This is a genomic window from Pelomonas sp. BJYL3, from assembly GCF_027257975.1.
GTDB classification, from domain to species: domain Bacteria; phylum Pseudomonadota; class Gammaproteobacteria; order Burkholderiales; family Burkholderiaceae_C; genus Roseateles_B; species Roseateles_B flavus.
In genome coordinates this window covers 966,289-979,731 of sequence record NZ_JANZKX010000001.1, presented here as the reverse complement: position 1 = coordinate 979,731, position 13,443 = coordinate 966,289, and the positions used below count along the sequence as shown (strand labels likewise).

Sequence of the window (13,443 nt, the reverse complement as noted above, 5' to 3'; positions counted from 1 at the left end):
ACATGAAAGTGGGGATGCGCATCGGCCTGGGTTTCGCGGCCGTGCTGCTGATGTCGGGGCTGCTGGGCCTGCTCTCGATCTCGCGGCTGGGGCTGATCCAGGCCAATGTCAGCGACCTGGCGACCAACTGGATGCCCAGCATCAAATCCATCGCATCCATCGAGGACAAACTGCAGGAGATCCGCCGCCTCGAGCTGCGCATGTGCATCATCGAGACAGTGGCTGAGGTGCAGAGCGTCATGGAGACGCTCAAATCCCAGCGCGAGAAGGATCTGCAGCAGCTGCAGGCGGCCTACATCTCCATGATCTCCAGCCCCGAGGAAGAGGCGGCCTGGAAGGAGGCCAAGGCCCGCATCGATGCCTACCTGGCGGTGCAGGACCGGCTGGTCGAGCAGCGCAAGGCCGGCAACCGGGCGGAGTACCAGGCCCTGGTGGTGGGGGACTCGCTGAAGTCCGTGGCGGAAGCGTCGACGGCCCTGGCCAAGGTCGTCAAGATCAATGAGGACGGCGCCGGGGCCAGCTACACCGAAGCCAAGGACACCTACAGCAGCGTGCGCCTCACCCTGATGGTGCTGCTGGCGCTGCAGCTGGTGGCGGGCGGCCTGGTGGCGATGTTCCTGACACGCAATACCGTCGACCCCCTGCAGCGCATGGTCAGCGTGGCGGAGCGGGTGGCCGGCGGTGACCTGGGCGTGGACGTGGACACCTCGCGGCGCGACGAGTTCGGCCGCCTGGCCACCGCGCTGGAGGACATGCGCCAGTCCCTGAACCGTTCCATCGGCACGGTGCGCAGCAGTGCGGAGAGCATCGCCCTGTCCAGCAGCGAGGTGGCGGCGGGCTCCAGCGACCTGTCCGCACGGACCGAGCAGATGGCCTCCAGCCTGGAGGAGACCTCGGCCACCATGCAGACCCTCAGCGAGACCGTGCGCCAGAACGCCGATGCCACGCGCCAGGCCACCAGCCTGGCTCGCGATGCCAGCACGGTGGCCGAACAGGGCGGGGCCGTGGTGGGCCGGGTGGTCGGCACGATGGAGGAGATCAACACCAGCTCGCGCAAGATCAGCGACATCATCGGCGTGATCGACGGCATCGCCTTCCAGACCAACATCCTGGCGCTGAACGCCGCGGTGGAAGCCGCGCGGGCCGGCGAGCAGGGCCGCGGCTTCGCGGTGGTGGCCGGCGAGGTGCGCTCACTGGCGCAGCGCAGCGCGGAGGCGGCGCGCGAGATCAAGGCGCTGATCGGGACCTCGGTCGACAAGGTCGATGCCGGCACCCGCCTGGTCGCCGAGGCCGGCCAGACCATGCAGGAGCTGGTGCAGGCGGTGCAGCGGGTCAGCCACATCATCGAGGACATCAGCCGGGCGACCCAGGAGCAGAGCGTCAGCCTCACCGAGGTGGGCCAGGCGGTGAACCGGCTCGACGAGGTCACCCAGCAGAACGCCGCCCTGGTGGAGGAATCCAGCGCCGCGGCCGAGTCGCTGAGGGACCAGGCGGCGCAGCTGAGCGCGGCGGTGTCCGGCTTCAAGACCGCCTGAGTCAGGCGTCTGCCTTCCGTCGTTCGGCCTCGGCGAAGCTTGCATTGATCACACGAAGTTCGTGCAACACGAACTTCGTGTTAGTCTTCGCCTCATGAAGAACGTCACCGTGACCATGGAAGACAGCGTGGCCGAATGGGCCCGGCTGGAGGCGGCGCGCCGCAATACCAGTGTCTCGCGCCTGGTCGGTGAGCTGCTGGCCGAGAAGATGCGCCATGACGACGCCTACGAGCGCGCCATGCAGGACTGGCTGCATCGCGAGCGCAGCTGGTCCAGCGACGGCCAGGCCTATCCCGCGCGGGGCGCCCTGTGAGCGCCGCGCCTGTGGTCTTCGTCGACACCTCGGTGCTGATCCTCAGCGAGGACGGCGCCCGCCCCGCCGATCAGGCCCAGGCCCTGGCCTGGCTGCGCGAGCTCTGGCAGCGCCGCGCCGGCCGCGTCTCCACCCAGGTGCTCAACGACTTCTATCGCCTCGTCACCACCCGGCTGCAGCCCGCCATGCCCAATGGCGACGCCCGCGCCGAGGTGCGCCGCTACCAGCGCTGGCAACCCTGGGCCATCGACCACGCGACCGTGGAGAGCGCCTGGTCCATCGAAAGCCGCTTCGGCCTGGCCTATATGGACGCCCTGGTCGTGGCCGCCGCCAAGGCCCAGGGCTGCGAATGGCTCTTGAGCCTGGAGCTGGCCCACGGCCTGCAGCTGGACAGCGTGCAGATCCTCAATCCCCTGCAGGCCGCGCCGGACGCCCTGTTCGCCGCAGGCAAGGCCTGACCCCGGAACGCGCATGAACACCACGGACGAACTGAGCCAAGCCCTCTCCTGCATCCGCGAGGACGTGCGCCAGACCCAGGCCTACCCGGTGCAGTCCGGCGCCGGCCTGGTCAAGCTGGACGTGATGGAGAACCCCTACCGCCTGCCCGAGGCCTTGCAGCAGCAACTGGGCGAGCGCCTGGGCCGCGTGGCCCTGAACCGCTACCCGGCCGAGGGCACGCAGCAGCTGGCCGCCGCCCTGGCCCGCCACGCCAGCCTGCCGTCCGAGGGCTACGGCCTGACGCTGGGCAATGGCTCGGACGAGCTGATCTCCCTGCTGAGCCTGGCCGTGGCCCGGCCGGGCGCGGTGATCATGTCGCCCCTGCCCAGCTTCGTGATGTACGGCATCTCGGCCCAGTACCAGCACCTGCGCTTCGTGGGCGTGCCCCTGCGGCCCGATTTCGAGCTGGACGAGGCCGCCATGCTGGACGCCATCGCCACCGAGCGGCCGGCGCTGCTGTACCTCTCGTATCCGAACAATCCCACCGGCAATCTCTGGGACGAGGCGGTCATCGAGCGCCTCATCGAGGCCGCACCGGGTCTGGTGGTGCTGGACGAGGCCTACCAGCCCTTTGCCGAGCGCGACGGCCTGGCCCTGATGCAGCGCCATCCCAGAGTGCTGGTCATGCGCACCATGAGCAAGTTCGGCCTGGCCGGCGTGCGCATCGGCTACCTGATGGGCCGGCGCGAGCTGGTGGACCAGATCGAGAAGCTGCGCCCGCCCTTCAATGTCAGCGTGCTCAATGCCGAGGCGGCGCTCTTTGCGCTGGAGCACGAGGCCGTCTACGCCGAGCAGGCGGCCGCCCTGCGCGCCGAGCGCGAGCGCCTGCATGCCGCCCTGCAGCAACTGAGGGGGGTGCAGGTCTTCCCCAGCCAGGGCAATATGCTGCTCGTGCGCGTGCCGGATGCCGCCGCCGTGTTCGCGGGCCTCAAGGCTCGCGGCGTGCTGATCAAGAACGTCTCCGGCCTGCACCCGCTGCTGCAGCAATGCCTGCGCATCACCATCGGCACGCCGGTGGAGAACCAGGCCCTGCTGAGCGCCCTGCAAGCCACCCTCATCGACTTGAACCTGCCTTGAACCTGCCGAAGTCCAGACCATGAGCACCGCCGCACGCATCGCCGAAGTCCGCCGCGACACCAAGGAGACGCAGATCCGCGTCCGCGTCAATCTCGATGGCACGGGGGAGGCCAAGCTCGCCACCGGCATCGGCTTCTTCGACCACATGCTGGACCAGATCGCGCGCCACGGCCTGATCGACCTGGAGATCGAAGCCCAGGGCGACCTGCACATCGACGGCCACCACACGGTGGAAGACGTCGGGATCACGTTGGGGCAGGCCGTGGCCCAGGCCATCGGTGACAAGCGGGGTATCACTCGCTACGGCCACAGCTATGTGCCGCTGGACGAGGCGCTGTCGCGCGTGGTGATCGATTTCTCCGGCCGCCCGGGCCTGGAGATGGACGTCAAGTTCACCGCCGGCAGCATCGGCGCCTTCGACACCCAGCTGACCTACGAGTTCTTCCAGGGCTTCGTCAACCACGCCCTGGTAAGCCTGCACGTGGACAACCTCAAGGGCCACAACGCCCACCACCAGTGCGAAACGATGTTCAAGGCCTTCGGCCGCGCGCTGCGCATGGCGATGACGCTGGATCCGCGCTCTGCGGGCGTGATCCCTTCCACCAAGGGGACCCTGTGATGGCCAGCCGGACCGTGGCCGTCGTTGACTACGGCATGGGCAATCTGCGTTCCGTGTCCCAGGCGGTGATCCACGCCGCCGACGGCCAGGGCGTGGAGGTGCTGATCACCTCGAAGCCGGAGGAGGTCTACGCCGCCGAGCGCGTGGTCCTGCCGGGCCAGGGCGCCATGCGGGACTGCATGCGCGAGCTGCGCGACTCCGGCCTGCAGGAGGCGGTGCTGGATGCCGCCGCGCGCAAGCCGCTGATGGGCGTCTGCGTGGGCATGCAGATGCTGCTGGAGCACAGCGAGGAGCAGGACACCCCCGGCCTGGGCCTGATCCCCGGCCAGGTGAAGCGCTTCCAGCTGCAGGGCCGCCTGCAGCCCGACGGCAGCCGCTACAAGGTGCCGCAGATGGGCTGGAACCGGGTGTTCCAGACCCGGCCGCACCCTGTCTTTGCCGGCGTGCCGGACGGCAGCTGGTACTACTTCGTGCACAGCTACTACACGGCCCCCACCGACGCCGCCCACCGTGCCGCCGAGACCGAGTACGGGGACCGCTTTACCTGCGCCGTGGCCCGGGATAATATTTTCGCCACCCAGTTCCACCCTGAGAAAAGCGCCGCGATGGGCCTGACCCTGTACCGCAATTTCCTGCACTGGAAGCCATGAGGACGCCCCCCGTCTCCCGCCCCGGCATGAGCACCGCTTTTCCCCGCCCCGTCTTCCCCTTCAACCTTCTCCCACCACCTGCATCTCGGCCATGCTGCTGATCCCTGCCATTGACCTGAAAGACGGCAAATGCGTCCGCCTGCAACAAGGCGACATGAACGCCTCCACCACCTTCGGTGAGGACCCCGCGGCCATGGCGCGACGCTGGGTCGATGCCGGCGCCCGGCGCCTGCACCTGGTGGACCTCAACGGCGCCTTCGCGGGCAAGCCCGTCAACGAGGCGGCCATCAAGGCCATCATCCGCGAGGTGGGCGATGACATCCCCATCCAGCTGGGCGGCGGCATCCGGGACCTCGACACCATCGAGCGCTACCTGGACGACGGCCTGTCCTACGTCATCATCGGCACCGCCGCGGTGAAAAACCCGGGCTTTCTGAAGGACGCCTGCTCGGCCTTCGGCGGCCACATCATCGTTGGCCTGGACGCCAAGGACGGCAAGGTCGCCACCGACGGCTGGAGCAAGCTCACCGGCCATGAGGTGATCGACCTGGCCCGCAAGTTCGAGGACTACGGCATCGAGGGCGTGATCTACACCGACATCGGCCGCGACGGCATGCTCAGCGGCGTGAACATCGAGGCCACGGTCAAGCTCGCGCAGGCCCTGTCCATTCCGGTGATCGCCTCGGGCGGCCTCTCCAATATGCAGGACATCGAGGCCCTGTGCGCCGTCGAGAGCGAAGGCGTCGAGGGCGTGATCTGCGGCCGCGCCATCTACACGGGCGACCTGGACCTCGCCGCCGCCCAGAAGCGGGCCGACGAGCTCTCCGAAGCCCAGGCCTGATCCCGCCCGACTCCATCATGGGGCCGCTCGCGCAGCGGCCCTTGTTCTTGAAAGACCCGCCCCATGCTGGCCAAACGCATCATTCCCTGCCTGGACGTGACCGGAGGTCGCGTGGTGAAGGGCGTCAACTTCGAGTCCCTGCGCGACGCCGGCGACCCGGTGGAGATCGCCGCCCGCTACAACGAGCAGGGCGCGGACGAGCTCACCTTCCTGGACATCACCGCGACCAGCGATGGCCGGGACCTGATCCTGCACATCATCGAGGCCGTGGCCTCCCAGGTCTTCATCCCCCTGACCGTGGGCGGCGGCGTGCGCGCGGTGGCCGATGTGCGCCGCCTGCTGAATGCAGGGGCGGACAAGGTCAGCTTCAACTCCGCCGCGGTGGCCAACCCGCAGCTGATCCGCGATGCCTCCGAGAAGTACGGCTCGCAGTGCATCGTCGTGGCCATCGACGCCAAGCGCCGCCAGGGCGACGATCTCGCCGCGCGCGGTGAGGGCTGGGACGTCTACACCCATGGCGGGCGCAAGAACACCGGGCTCGACGCCCTGCAGTGGGCGCGGCAGATGGCCGAGTTCGGCGCCGGCGAGATCCTGCTGACCAGCATGGACCGCGACGGCACCAAGATCGGCTTCGACCTGGCGCTCACGCGCGCCGTCAGCGACGCCGTGCCCGTGCCCGTGATCGCCTCGGGCGGCGTGGGCACGCTGGAGCACCTGGTCGAGGGCATCCAGATCGGCGGTGCCGATGCGGTGCTGGCCGCCAGCATCTTCCACTATGGCCAGCACACGGTGGGCGAGGCCAAGGCGCTGATGGCCTCGCGCGGCATCGAGGTGCGGCAGTGAAGTCACGATCGAAACCCGAGGCCGCTCCGGCCGCGCGTGCCAAGCCTCAGGGCGCGCCGCGCCTGGCGCCGGCCGAGGTCCGCATCATCGGCGGCCAGTGGAAGCGCTCCAAGCTGCCCGTGGCCCACAAGCCGGGCCTGCGCCCCACGCCGGACCGCGTGCGCGAGACCCTGTTCAACTGGCTGGGCCAGGACCTCACTGGCTGGCGCGTGCTGGACGCCTTCGCGGGCAGTGGCGCCCTGGGCTTCGAGGCCGCCTCGCGCGGCGCGGACGAAGTGCTGCTGCTGGAGCGCGATGCCGAGCTGGCACGCAGCCTCAATGCGTCAAAGGCCCGGCTGAAGGCCGAGACGCTGCGCGTGGAGGCCGCCGACGCCCTGGCCTGGATGGCCCGCAGCGCGCCGGCCCGCTTCGAGCTGGTGATGCTGGACCCACCCTTCGACGCCGGCCTCTTCGAGCCCGCCCTGCGCGCCGCGGCGCCCCTGGTGGTGCCGGGCGGCTATCTCTACGTCGAGGCGCCCGAGGCGCTGACGCCGGCGCCCGAGCTGGGCCTGCTGCCGCACCGCAGCGGCAAGGCTGGCGCCGTGCACTACGCCCTGTTCCGCCGCGAGGGCTGAGGGCCGAGACCCCTGACGCGGGCGGATCACACCGGGCAGGGGATAATCGGGCCGCCGTCGCTGCCCCTTGCAGTTTCCGCCACCTTGGCGACGGCCAGGAGCCCGTGTTGACCTCTGCCACCGTGCTGACCGCCGTTTATCCCGGCACCTTCGATCCCATGACCCTCGGGCATGAGGACCTGATGCGCCGCGCCAGCCAGCTCTTCGAACGCCTGATCCTGGCGGTGGCCGCCGGCCATCACAAGAACACGCTGTTCTCGCCGGACGAGCGCCTGGAGATCGCCCGCGAGGTGGCCGCGCGCTACCCCAATGTGGAGGTGATCGCCTTCCGCGGCCTGCTGCGCGACTTCGTGCACCAGCACGGCGGCAAGGTGGTCGTGCGCGGCCTGCGCGCGGTGAGCGACTTCGACTACGAATTCCAGATGGCCGGCATGAACCGCAAGCTGATGCCCGACGTGGAGACCGTCTTCCTGACGCCCTCGGACCAGTACCAGTTTGTCTCCGGCACTTTTGTGCGCGAGATCGCCAAGCTGGGCGGTGACGTCTCGCAGTTCGTCTCGCCCTCGGTCAGCGCCCGCCTCGCGGACCGCGTGGCCAAGCAGGGTTGAGGCAGAAGGCAGGAGTAGCGCCATGGCACTGATGATCACCGACGAATGCATCAACTGCGACGTCTGCGAGCCCGAATGCCCCAACGAGGCCATCTCCATGGGCGAGGAGTTCTACCAGATCGACCCGGGCAAGTGCACCGAATGCGTGGGCCATTTCGACGAGCCCCAGTGCGTGCAGCTGTGCCCGGTGGCCTGCATCCCGGTCAATCCCGAGCACGTGGAGAGCCGCGAGACGCTGATGCAGAAGTTCGTGCGGCTGACGCAGGCGGCCTGACTCAGCCCACGCGCCAGGCCTCGCCATAGTCCGGCGGCCGGGGCCAACGGTCTGCCGAGGGCTGCCGCTGCGGCTGTTCGTGCCGCCAGCGCCGGGCCAGCATCCAGCCCCCATGGCTGACCGCCAGGGCGCCCGCCGGCAGGGCGCAGGCCGCCACGCGGTCGAGCAGGGCCTGCAGGGACTCGCCGCCCGCGGGCGCGAAGCCGAGGAAATCGGCCACCCAGGCGTCCACCTCGGCCTTGGGGATGTCGCGCCAGGAGCGGCCATCCCAGGCCCCGAAGTCCATCTCCCGCAGCTCGTCTCGCGTGTGGTGCGTCCAGCCCCAGCGCCGCAGCCAGCGGCCGACCTCGGCACAGCGCTGCAGGGGCGAGGTCCAGATCTCATGCGGCAGCCGATGCCGCCGCGCATGAGCCTGGATGCGCCGCGCCAGGCGTTTGGCCCGGCGCCAGTGCACGGGCACGTCGCTGCGTGCGCCGATGCAGCGCCCCTTCACGCCCTCGGGGCGGGGATGGCGCCAGACCGTGATGCCTTCTGGGCCCGCCATGGGGTCAGGTCGTGCCCAGGCCGAGATGCGGCAGCACGGCCAGCGCGGCCATCAGCAGCATCAGCTCGCTGAGCTGCTGGCTGGCACCCAGGTTGTCGCCCGTGTAGCCGCCCAGGCGGCGGCGCAGCCAGCGGTGCATCCACAGCAGCGTCAGGGCTGCGGCGCCGATCTGTGCGGCCAGCATCAGCAGGACATCGCCCAGCGGCCAGGGGCCGGCCAGCAGCGGCAGCGTGAGGCCCACCGCCATCAGCGCTGCGGCGGCCAGCGAACCCGCGCCAATCTGCGTGGCCAGGGGCTTGGCCTTGGCGTGCTCGGCATCGCCGGCGTAGGGCAGGCTGCGCATCAGCAGCAGCGGGGCCAGGCGCGAGGCCATGTGGCCCCAGGCCAGCAGCAGCACGGCCAGCAGCGGCGCACGTTCGGCCAGGGCGGCCAGGGCCGCGGCCTTGAGGCCCAGCAGCAGGATGAGGCCCAGGGCGCCGTAGCTGCCCAGGCGGGAGTCCTTCATGATCAGCAGGGCCTTCTCGCGGCTCACGGCGCCGCCCAGGCCGTCGCAGGTGTCAGCCCAGCCGTCTTCATGGAAGCCGCCCGTGAGCCACACGCTGGCCGCGATGGCCAGCAGGCCGGCGATCAGCGGCGGGAAGACCAGCAGGGCGCCGCCGAAGACCGCCGCGCTGAACAGACCCACCAGCGCACCCACCGCCGGGAAATGGCGCGCGCACTGCTGCAGCCAAGCCGGCTCGAAGCCCACCCAGGCCGGGATCGGCACACGGGTGAAGAACTGCAGGGCGATGAAGAAGAGGCGGAGCTCGTGCAGCAGGCGTGACATGCGGGAGGCCGGCTGGGCGCACCGCCGCGGGGCCGCGCACTCAGCCCTGCTCGGGCGGATTCAGGGGGAGCTCGATGATATAGCCCGTGCCCGGCCGCGCGTCCGGGTCCAGACGGATGCGGCCCTGCATCATCTGGCACAGCTGGGCCATCAGATGCAGGCCCAGGCCCTGGTCCTGCACGGCGTCCCAGCCTTGCAGCAGCTGCTCGCGCAGGGGCGCGGGCAGACCGCGGCCGTTGTCGCGGTAGTGCAGCCGGGCCCAGTCGCCGTCGCGCTGCAGGCTGAGCGTGATGCGGCGGTCGCCGATGCCTTCGAAGGCGTGGGCACAGCTGTTGCGCAGCAGCTTGGCCAGCAGCTGCGAGAACTGCCCGCCGCACATCACCACTGGCGCGGCCTCGGGTAGGTCCAGTTCCAGCCGGGCCCGCGCGCCCTTGAGCAGAGCGCCATGCACACGCAGGATGTTGCGCAGGTACTCGCAGAGGTCGAAGGCGCTGACCTTTTGCTGGGCCTGGTCGGCGGCGTAGGTCTTGAAGCCCGAGAGCAGGTCCGAGGCGCGGCGCAGGTGGGCGCCGGCCAGCTGGCTGGCGTCGGCGATGCGCTGGGCCAGCTCGGCGGCCTCGGCCGCGGTGAGCTTGCCGCCGCGCAGGCCCTGCAGCAGGCGCTGCGCGAATTCGTCCAGCCCCGAGCAGGCGGTCACCGCCACGCCGATGGGCGAGGCGATGTCATGCGTCATGCCCGCCACCAGGCTGCCCAGGGCCGCCATGCGTTCCTGCTCGATCAGGCGGCCGGTGGCACGCAGCTCGCGCTGGCCGTGCGTCATCAGCAGGTGCTGCTCGTGCTCGCGGGCCAGCAGGTTCAGCAGCTCCGCGCTGCAGCGGCCGGCCAGGGCCTGCATCAGCTCCAGCGCGAAGAGGCGGCGCTCCCAGGGAATGGGGGCGCAGTCCATGATGGACAGCAGGCCGATGACGAGGCCGTCCCCGTCCACCAGCGGCAGGCCCAGGTAGCTGTGCACGCCGATCTCGGCCAGCAGGGTGTCGGTGGGGTAGGCCTGCTGGACACCGCTGGCGTGGTAGCAGACGGCACCGTCGGCCACGTTGCGGCAGGGCGTTCCCTGCAGGGAGTAGCTGAAGGGCGTCAGGTGGCGGCCGCGCTGCCAGAACGCCAGCAGCTGGGCGCGCAGGCCCGGCGGCGCGTGCTCGATCTTGCCGATGAAGCAGGCCTGCACACCCAGCTCGTGCGCCAGGCTGGCACTGACGGCCTCGAAGAAGGGCGCGCCATGCAGCGCCCCGATGGCCAGGTTCAGTGCGCGCAGCGCCTGCTCGATGTTCGGCCCCGGCGTGCTGCTCATGGCGGCCACTCAGCTGCGGTCGGGCAGGCGCTGGTAGATCTCCTGGACGGCATCCAGGTGGCTCAGCATCAGCTCCACCAGCGTGGGGTCGAACTGCGTGCCGGCCTGCGCCTTCACATAGGCCAGGGTCTCGTCGAAACTCCAGGCCTTCTTGTAGCAGCGGTCGCTGACCAGGGCGTCAAAGACGTCGACCAGGGCCACGATGCGCCCGGCCACATGGATCTGCTCGCCGGCCAGGCCGCGGGGGTAGCCCTGGCCGTCCCAGCGCTCATGGTGCTCGTGGGCGATGATGGCGCCCAGCTGCAGGATGCGCTTGTCGGACTTGCTGAGCAGCTCGTAGCCGATGCGCGCATGGGTCTGCATGACCTCCCACTCTTCCTCGTCCAGCTTGCCGGGCTTGTTGAGCACGCGGTCGGGGATGCCGATCTTGCCGACGTCATGCAGCGGCGCCGCCTGCCGCATGAATTCCACATCGCCCGCCTTCATGCCCACCAGCTCGGCCAGCAGGGCGGCGAGCTCGCCCACGCGGCGTACGTGGGCGCCGGTTTCCTTGGAGCGCTTCTCGACGGCCTCGCCGATGATGTAGACGGTGGAGCGCTGGGTGTCGGCGATCTCCTCGCGCAGCAGCAGGCTCTCGTAGGTGATGGCCACGTTGGCGCAGAAGATCTCCAGCAGCTCGCGCGCCTCGGCATCGACCGGCTCGGAGAAGACCATGTACAGCAGGCTCTCGTTGCCGCTGCTGGTGCGGTAGTAGCCGACGAAGCAGAGATCCTCGAAATGGCTCTGCTGGTCATGCAGGGCCTTGTCCAGCGAGGTCCTGACGTCGTCGGGCAGGCTGTCGACCTCCTCGTCGACCAGCAGCTTGGAGTATTCCGAGGTGGCCGCCAGCACCTTGAGCCGGCCCTCGATGTGCGAGGCGGCATAGGCCGAGATGCGGCTGGCGCACAGGCCCTGGGCCTCGTAGCCCAGCAGATGCGCCACCTGCTCCAGCACCGCCGAGGCGAAGCGGCGCAGGTTCTGGCTGTCGTAGATGCGGGTGATGGCGTCGATGGAGCGGCGCAGGGCCTGGCGCGACTGATCGATGATCATGATGTCGCGGTAGGACCGCAGCGCCGAATAGAAGACCGTGATCAGCTTGCGCTTGGTGAGCTCGGTCTTCTCCTTGTAGTCATTGATGTCGTAGGTCTTGATGACATGCTCTTCGGGCGCCTGCCCCGGCTGCCCGGTGCGCAGCACGATGCGCACATGGTGGTTCTCGAGCTCCTCACGGATGTAGCGGGCCAGGTCCAGGCCGGCATGCTCGGATTCCATCACCACGTCCAGCAGCACCAGGGCGATGTCCTGGCGGGTCTGCAGCAGCTCGCGCGCCTCGGTGGCGCTGTAGGCGTCCAGGAACTGCAGGCGTCGGCCGGCGAACTCGAAGTCCGCCATCACCAGCTGCGTGACCTGGTGCACGGCGGGGTCGTCGTCGACGATCATCACTACCCAGGGGTCGATTGCCTTCGTGCGTCCCTGAGGCACTTCCTCAGGCAGTTCGTCGGCAAACACCAAGTCGGACATCACTGGCTCCCATGTGCTGAGGCTGGGCTCATTATGGTGGCAAGTCTTGCCCTTGTGGGGAGGGCCGCGGGGCCGGCTGTGGCGGGGAAGTGGCAGGTCGTTGGCGAAAAGCGTGCAGCTGTTCCGCCCTGCGGGAACTTCGCCCGGCAGCACGCGCGAGCGCCGTCGCGCGCCTGCCTCAGTTCTGGTAGGAAGTCCGGCTGCTCAGTGGGGTCCGTCAGTGCGGTCCGTCAGTGCGGTCCCTCAGTGCTTCAGGACTGTCGCTCACTCACGCCCGCAGAGGCAAAGCTGGCCATCTCGACCAGGATGCGGCAGGCCGACTCCAGCAGCGGCCAGGCCAGCGCCGCGCCCGAGCCCTCGCCCAGGCGCAGGCCCAGGTCCAGCAGGGGCTGGGCCTGCAGCTGGTCCAGCATCAGGCGGTGAGCCTGCTCGTTGGAGCGGTGAGCGAAGACGCAGCGTTCCAGCACGGCCGGCTGCAGCCGCGCGGCCACGAGGATGGCGCTGCTGGTGATGAAGCCGTCGACCAGGATCACGCGGCGCTCCAGGGCGGCCTGCAGCACGGCGCCGACCATCATCGCGATCTCGAAACCGCCGAAGGCCTGCAGCGCCTCCAGCGGCGAGAGGGCCTGCGGATGACGGGCCAGCACCTGGCCGAGGATCTCGGTCTTGCGGGCCAGCTGGGCGTTGTCAAGACCTGTCCCCCGGCCCACGCAGTCGGCGATGGGCAGGCCGGCCAGGCGGGCCAGCAGCAGGGCCGCGGCCGAGGTGTTGCCGATGCCCATCTCGCCCAGGATCAGCACATTGCCGGGCTGGGTGGCGAGCAGCTCGCGGCCGGCGCCCAGGGCGGTCGCGCACTGGTCGGCCGTCATGGCGGGCTGCTCCAGCGCGTCGGCCGTGCCGGGCGCGACCTTGGCCTGGATCAGGCCCGGGCGCGGGGCGAAGTCATGGCGCACGCCCGCGTCCACCACCGTGAGGGCCAGGCCGTGCTGGCGGGCCAGCACACTGACCGCCGCGCCGCCGGCAAGGAAGTTCTCCACCATCTGCCAGGTGACGTCCGGCGGGAAGGCCGAGACGCCGCGCGCCGCCAGGCCGTGGTCGCCCGCGAAGACCATCAGCTGAGGCTGCTTCAGCAGGGGCGTCTCGCTGCCCAGGATCAGGCCCAGGCGCTGCATGAGCGCCTCGAGCTGGCCCAGGGAGCCCAGGGGCTTGGTCTTGCTGTCGATGCGGGCCTGCAGGCGCTGGGCCAGGGCTTCGTCGTGGAGGCTGGGGATGTGGGGGATCAGGTCGGTCATG

The 13,443-nt window shown here is 69.8% G+C and carries 16 protein-coding genes; 11 read left to right on the top strand and 5 right to left on the bottom strand.

Annotation, left to right across the window (positions count from 1 at the left end; genetic code table 11):
- The first annotated feature begins 2 nt into the window (after positions 1–2).
- The 11 genes from O9Y01_RS04345 to O9Y01_RS04295 all read left to right on the top strand — a co-directional run bounded on the left by O9Y01_RS04345 (position 3) and on the right by O9Y01_RS04295 (position 7,872).
- Entirely contained in the window at positions 3–1,535 is a 1,533-nt protein-coding gene (locus O9Y01_RS04345; protein WP_269630251.1) for a methyl-accepting chemotaxis protein, read from the top strand.
- Positions 1,536–1,629: 94 nt separating this feature from the next.
- A complete protein-coding gene (locus tag O9Y01_RS04340; protein WP_269630250.1) occupies positions 1,630–1,848 on the top strand; it encodes a CopG family transcriptional regulator in 219 nt (72 codons plus the stop codon).
- Complete coding sequence (locus O9Y01_RS04335; RefSeq protein WP_269630249.1) at positions 1,845–2,306, top strand: PIN domain-containing protein; 462 nt, start codon at positions 1,845–1,847, stop codon at positions 2,304–2,306. The genes O9Y01_RS04340 and O9Y01_RS04335 overlap by 4 nt, the downstream gene beginning before the upstream one ends.
- Before the next feature lie 13 nt (positions 2,307–2,319).
- Positions 2,320–3,423 (top strand): histidinol-phosphate transaminase, encoded by a 1,104-nt coding sequence (gene hisC, locus O9Y01_RS04330; protein WP_269630248.1) that lies wholly within the window; start codon positions 2,320–2,322, stop codon positions 3,421–3,423.
- A 19-nt stretch (positions 3,424–3,442) separates the two neighbouring features.
- Positions 3,443–4,042 carry an imidazoleglycerol-phosphate dehydratase HisB gene (gene hisB / locus O9Y01_RS04325; protein ID WP_269630247.1) on the top strand — a complete coding sequence of 200 codons (600 nt, stop codon included), beginning with the start codon at positions 3,443–3,445 and terminating at the stop codon, positions 4,040–4,042.
- The gene (hisH, locus tag O9Y01_RS04320) at positions 4,042–4,692 is read left to right on the top strand and encodes an imidazole glycerol phosphate synthase subunit HisH (protein ID WP_269630246.1); all 651 of its coding nucleotides are present in this window, start codon (positions 4,042–4,044) and stop codon (positions 4,690–4,692) included. Before hisB ends, hisH begins: the two co-directional genes overlap by 1 nt.
- Before the next feature lie 91 nt (positions 4,693–4,783).
- Entirely contained in the window at positions 4,784–5,533 is a 750-nt protein-coding gene (gene hisA / locus O9Y01_RS04315; RefSeq protein ID WP_183103832.1) for a 1-(5-phosphoribosyl)-5-[(5-phosphoribosylamino)methylideneamino]imidazole-4-carboxamide isomerase, read from the top strand.
- A 63-nt stretch (positions 5,534–5,596) separates the two neighbouring features.
- Positions 5,597–6,376 (top strand): imidazole glycerol phosphate synthase subunit HisF, encoded by a 780-nt coding sequence (gene hisF / locus O9Y01_RS04310; RefSeq protein ID WP_269630245.1) that lies wholly within the window; start codon positions 5,597–5,599, stop codon positions 6,374–6,376.
- Positions 6,373–6,990, top strand: a complete 618-nt coding sequence (gene rsmD, locus O9Y01_RS04305) for a 16S rRNA (guanine(966)-N(2))-methyltransferase RsmD (RefSeq protein ID WP_442952706.1) — start codon at positions 6,373–6,375, stop codon at positions 6,988–6,990. The genes hisF and rsmD overlap by 4 nt, the downstream gene beginning before the upstream one ends.
- Before the next feature lie 107 nt (positions 6,991–7,097).
- Complete coding sequence (gene coaD / locus O9Y01_RS04300) at positions 7,098–7,598, top strand: pantetheine-phosphate adenylyltransferase (RefSeq protein ID WP_269630244.1); 501 nt, start codon at positions 7,098–7,100, stop codon at positions 7,596–7,598.
- Positions 7,599–7,620: 22 nt separating this feature from the next.
- A complete protein-coding gene (locus O9Y01_RS04295; protein ID WP_269630243.1) occupies positions 7,621–7,872 on the top strand; it encodes a YfhL family 4Fe-4S dicluster ferredoxin in 252 nt (83 codons plus the stop codon).
- Position 7,873: 1 nt separating this feature from the next.
- Here the strand turns inward: O9Y01_RS04295 and O9Y01_RS04290 are convergent, their stop codons facing one another.
- From O9Y01_RS04290 to cobT, 5 genes are all read right to left on the bottom strand, one after another.
- Positions 7,874–8,416 carry a histidine phosphatase family protein gene (locus O9Y01_RS04290; protein WP_269630242.1) on the bottom strand — a complete coding sequence of 181 codons (543 nt, stop codon included), beginning with the start codon at positions 8,414–8,416 and terminating at the stop codon, positions 7,874–7,876.
- Between the two features lie 4 nt (positions 8,417–8,420).
- Positions 8,421–9,242 carry an adenosylcobinamide-GDP ribazoletransferase gene (gene cobS, locus O9Y01_RS04285; protein WP_269630241.1) on the bottom strand — a complete coding sequence of 274 codons (822 nt, stop codon included), beginning with the start codon at positions 9,240–9,242 and terminating at the stop codon, positions 8,421–8,423.
- A gap of 40 nt (positions 9,243–9,282) precedes the next feature.
- The gene (locus O9Y01_RS04280) at positions 9,283–10,590 is read right to left on the bottom strand and encodes a GAF domain-containing sensor histidine kinase (RefSeq protein ID WP_269630240.1); all 1,308 of its coding nucleotides are present in this window, start codon (positions 10,588–10,590) and stop codon (positions 9,283–9,285) included.
- A gap of 9 nt (positions 10,591–10,599) precedes the next feature.
- Positions 10,600–12,150 carry a DUF3369 domain-containing protein gene (locus O9Y01_RS04275; RefSeq protein ID WP_269630239.1) on the bottom strand — a complete coding sequence of 517 codons (1,551 nt, stop codon included), beginning with the start codon at positions 12,148–12,150 and terminating at the stop codon, positions 10,600–10,602.
- A 251-nt stretch (positions 12,151–12,401) separates the two neighbouring features.
- Complete coding sequence (cobT, locus tag O9Y01_RS04270) at positions 12,402–13,442, bottom strand: nicotinate-nucleotide--dimethylbenzimidazole phosphoribosyltransferase (protein ID WP_269630238.1); 1,041 nt, start codon at positions 13,440–13,442, stop codon at positions 12,402–12,404.
- Between the last annotated feature and the right edge of the window lies 1 nt (position 13,443).

Excerpts from the sequence above, each read along its gene's own strand:
- O9Y01_RS04340 (WP_269630250.1), top strand. The coding sequence starts at position 1,630 with ATGAAGAACGTCACCGTGACCATGGAAGACAGCGTGGCCGAATGGGCC.
- O9Y01_RS04280 (WP_269630240.1), bottom strand. The coding sequence starts at position 10,590 with ATGAGCAGCACGCCGGGGCCGAACATCGAGCAGGCGCTGCGCGCACTG.
- O9Y01_RS04275 (WP_269630239.1), bottom strand. The coding sequence starts at position 12,150 with ATGTCCGACTTGGTGTTTGCCGACGAACTGCCTGAGGAAGTGCCTCAG.
- hisC (WP_269630248.1), top strand. The coding sequence starts at position 2,320 with ATGAACACCACGGACGAACTGAGCCAAGCCCTCTCCTGCATCCGCGAG.
- hisF (WP_269630245.1), top strand. The coding sequence starts at position 5,597 with ATGCTGGCCAAACGCATCATTCCCTGCCTGGACGTGACCGGAGGTCGC.
- O9Y01_RS04290 (WP_269630242.1), bottom strand. The coding sequence starts at position 8,416 with ATGGCGGGCCCAGAAGGCATCACGGTCTGGCGCCATCCCCGCCCCGAG.
- cobS (WP_269630241.1), bottom strand. The coding sequence starts at position 9,242 with ATGTCACGCCTGCTGCACGAGCTCCGCCTCTTCTTCATCGCCCTGCAG.
- O9Y01_RS04345 (WP_269630251.1), top strand. The coding sequence starts at position 3 with ATGAAAGTGGGGATGCGCATCGGCCTGGGTTTCGCGGCCGTGCTGCTG.
- hisH (WP_269630246.1), top strand. The coding sequence starts at position 4,042 with ATGGCCAGCCGGACCGTGGCCGTCGTTGACTACGGCATGGGCAATCTG.
- O9Y01_RS04295 (WP_269630243.1), top strand. The coding sequence starts at position 7,621 with ATGGCACTGATGATCACCGACGAATGCATCAACTGCGACGTCTGCGAG.
- cobT (WP_269630238.1), bottom strand. The coding sequence starts at position 13,442 with ATGACCGACCTGATCCCCCACATCCCCAGCCTCCACGACGAAGCCCTG.
- hisA (WP_183103832.1), top strand. The coding sequence starts at position 4,784 with ATGCTGCTGATCCCTGCCATTGACCTGAAAGACGGCAAATGCGTCCGC.
- hisB (WP_269630247.1), top strand. The coding sequence starts at position 3,443 with ATGAGCACCGCCGCACGCATCGCCGAAGTCCGCCGCGACACCAAGGAG.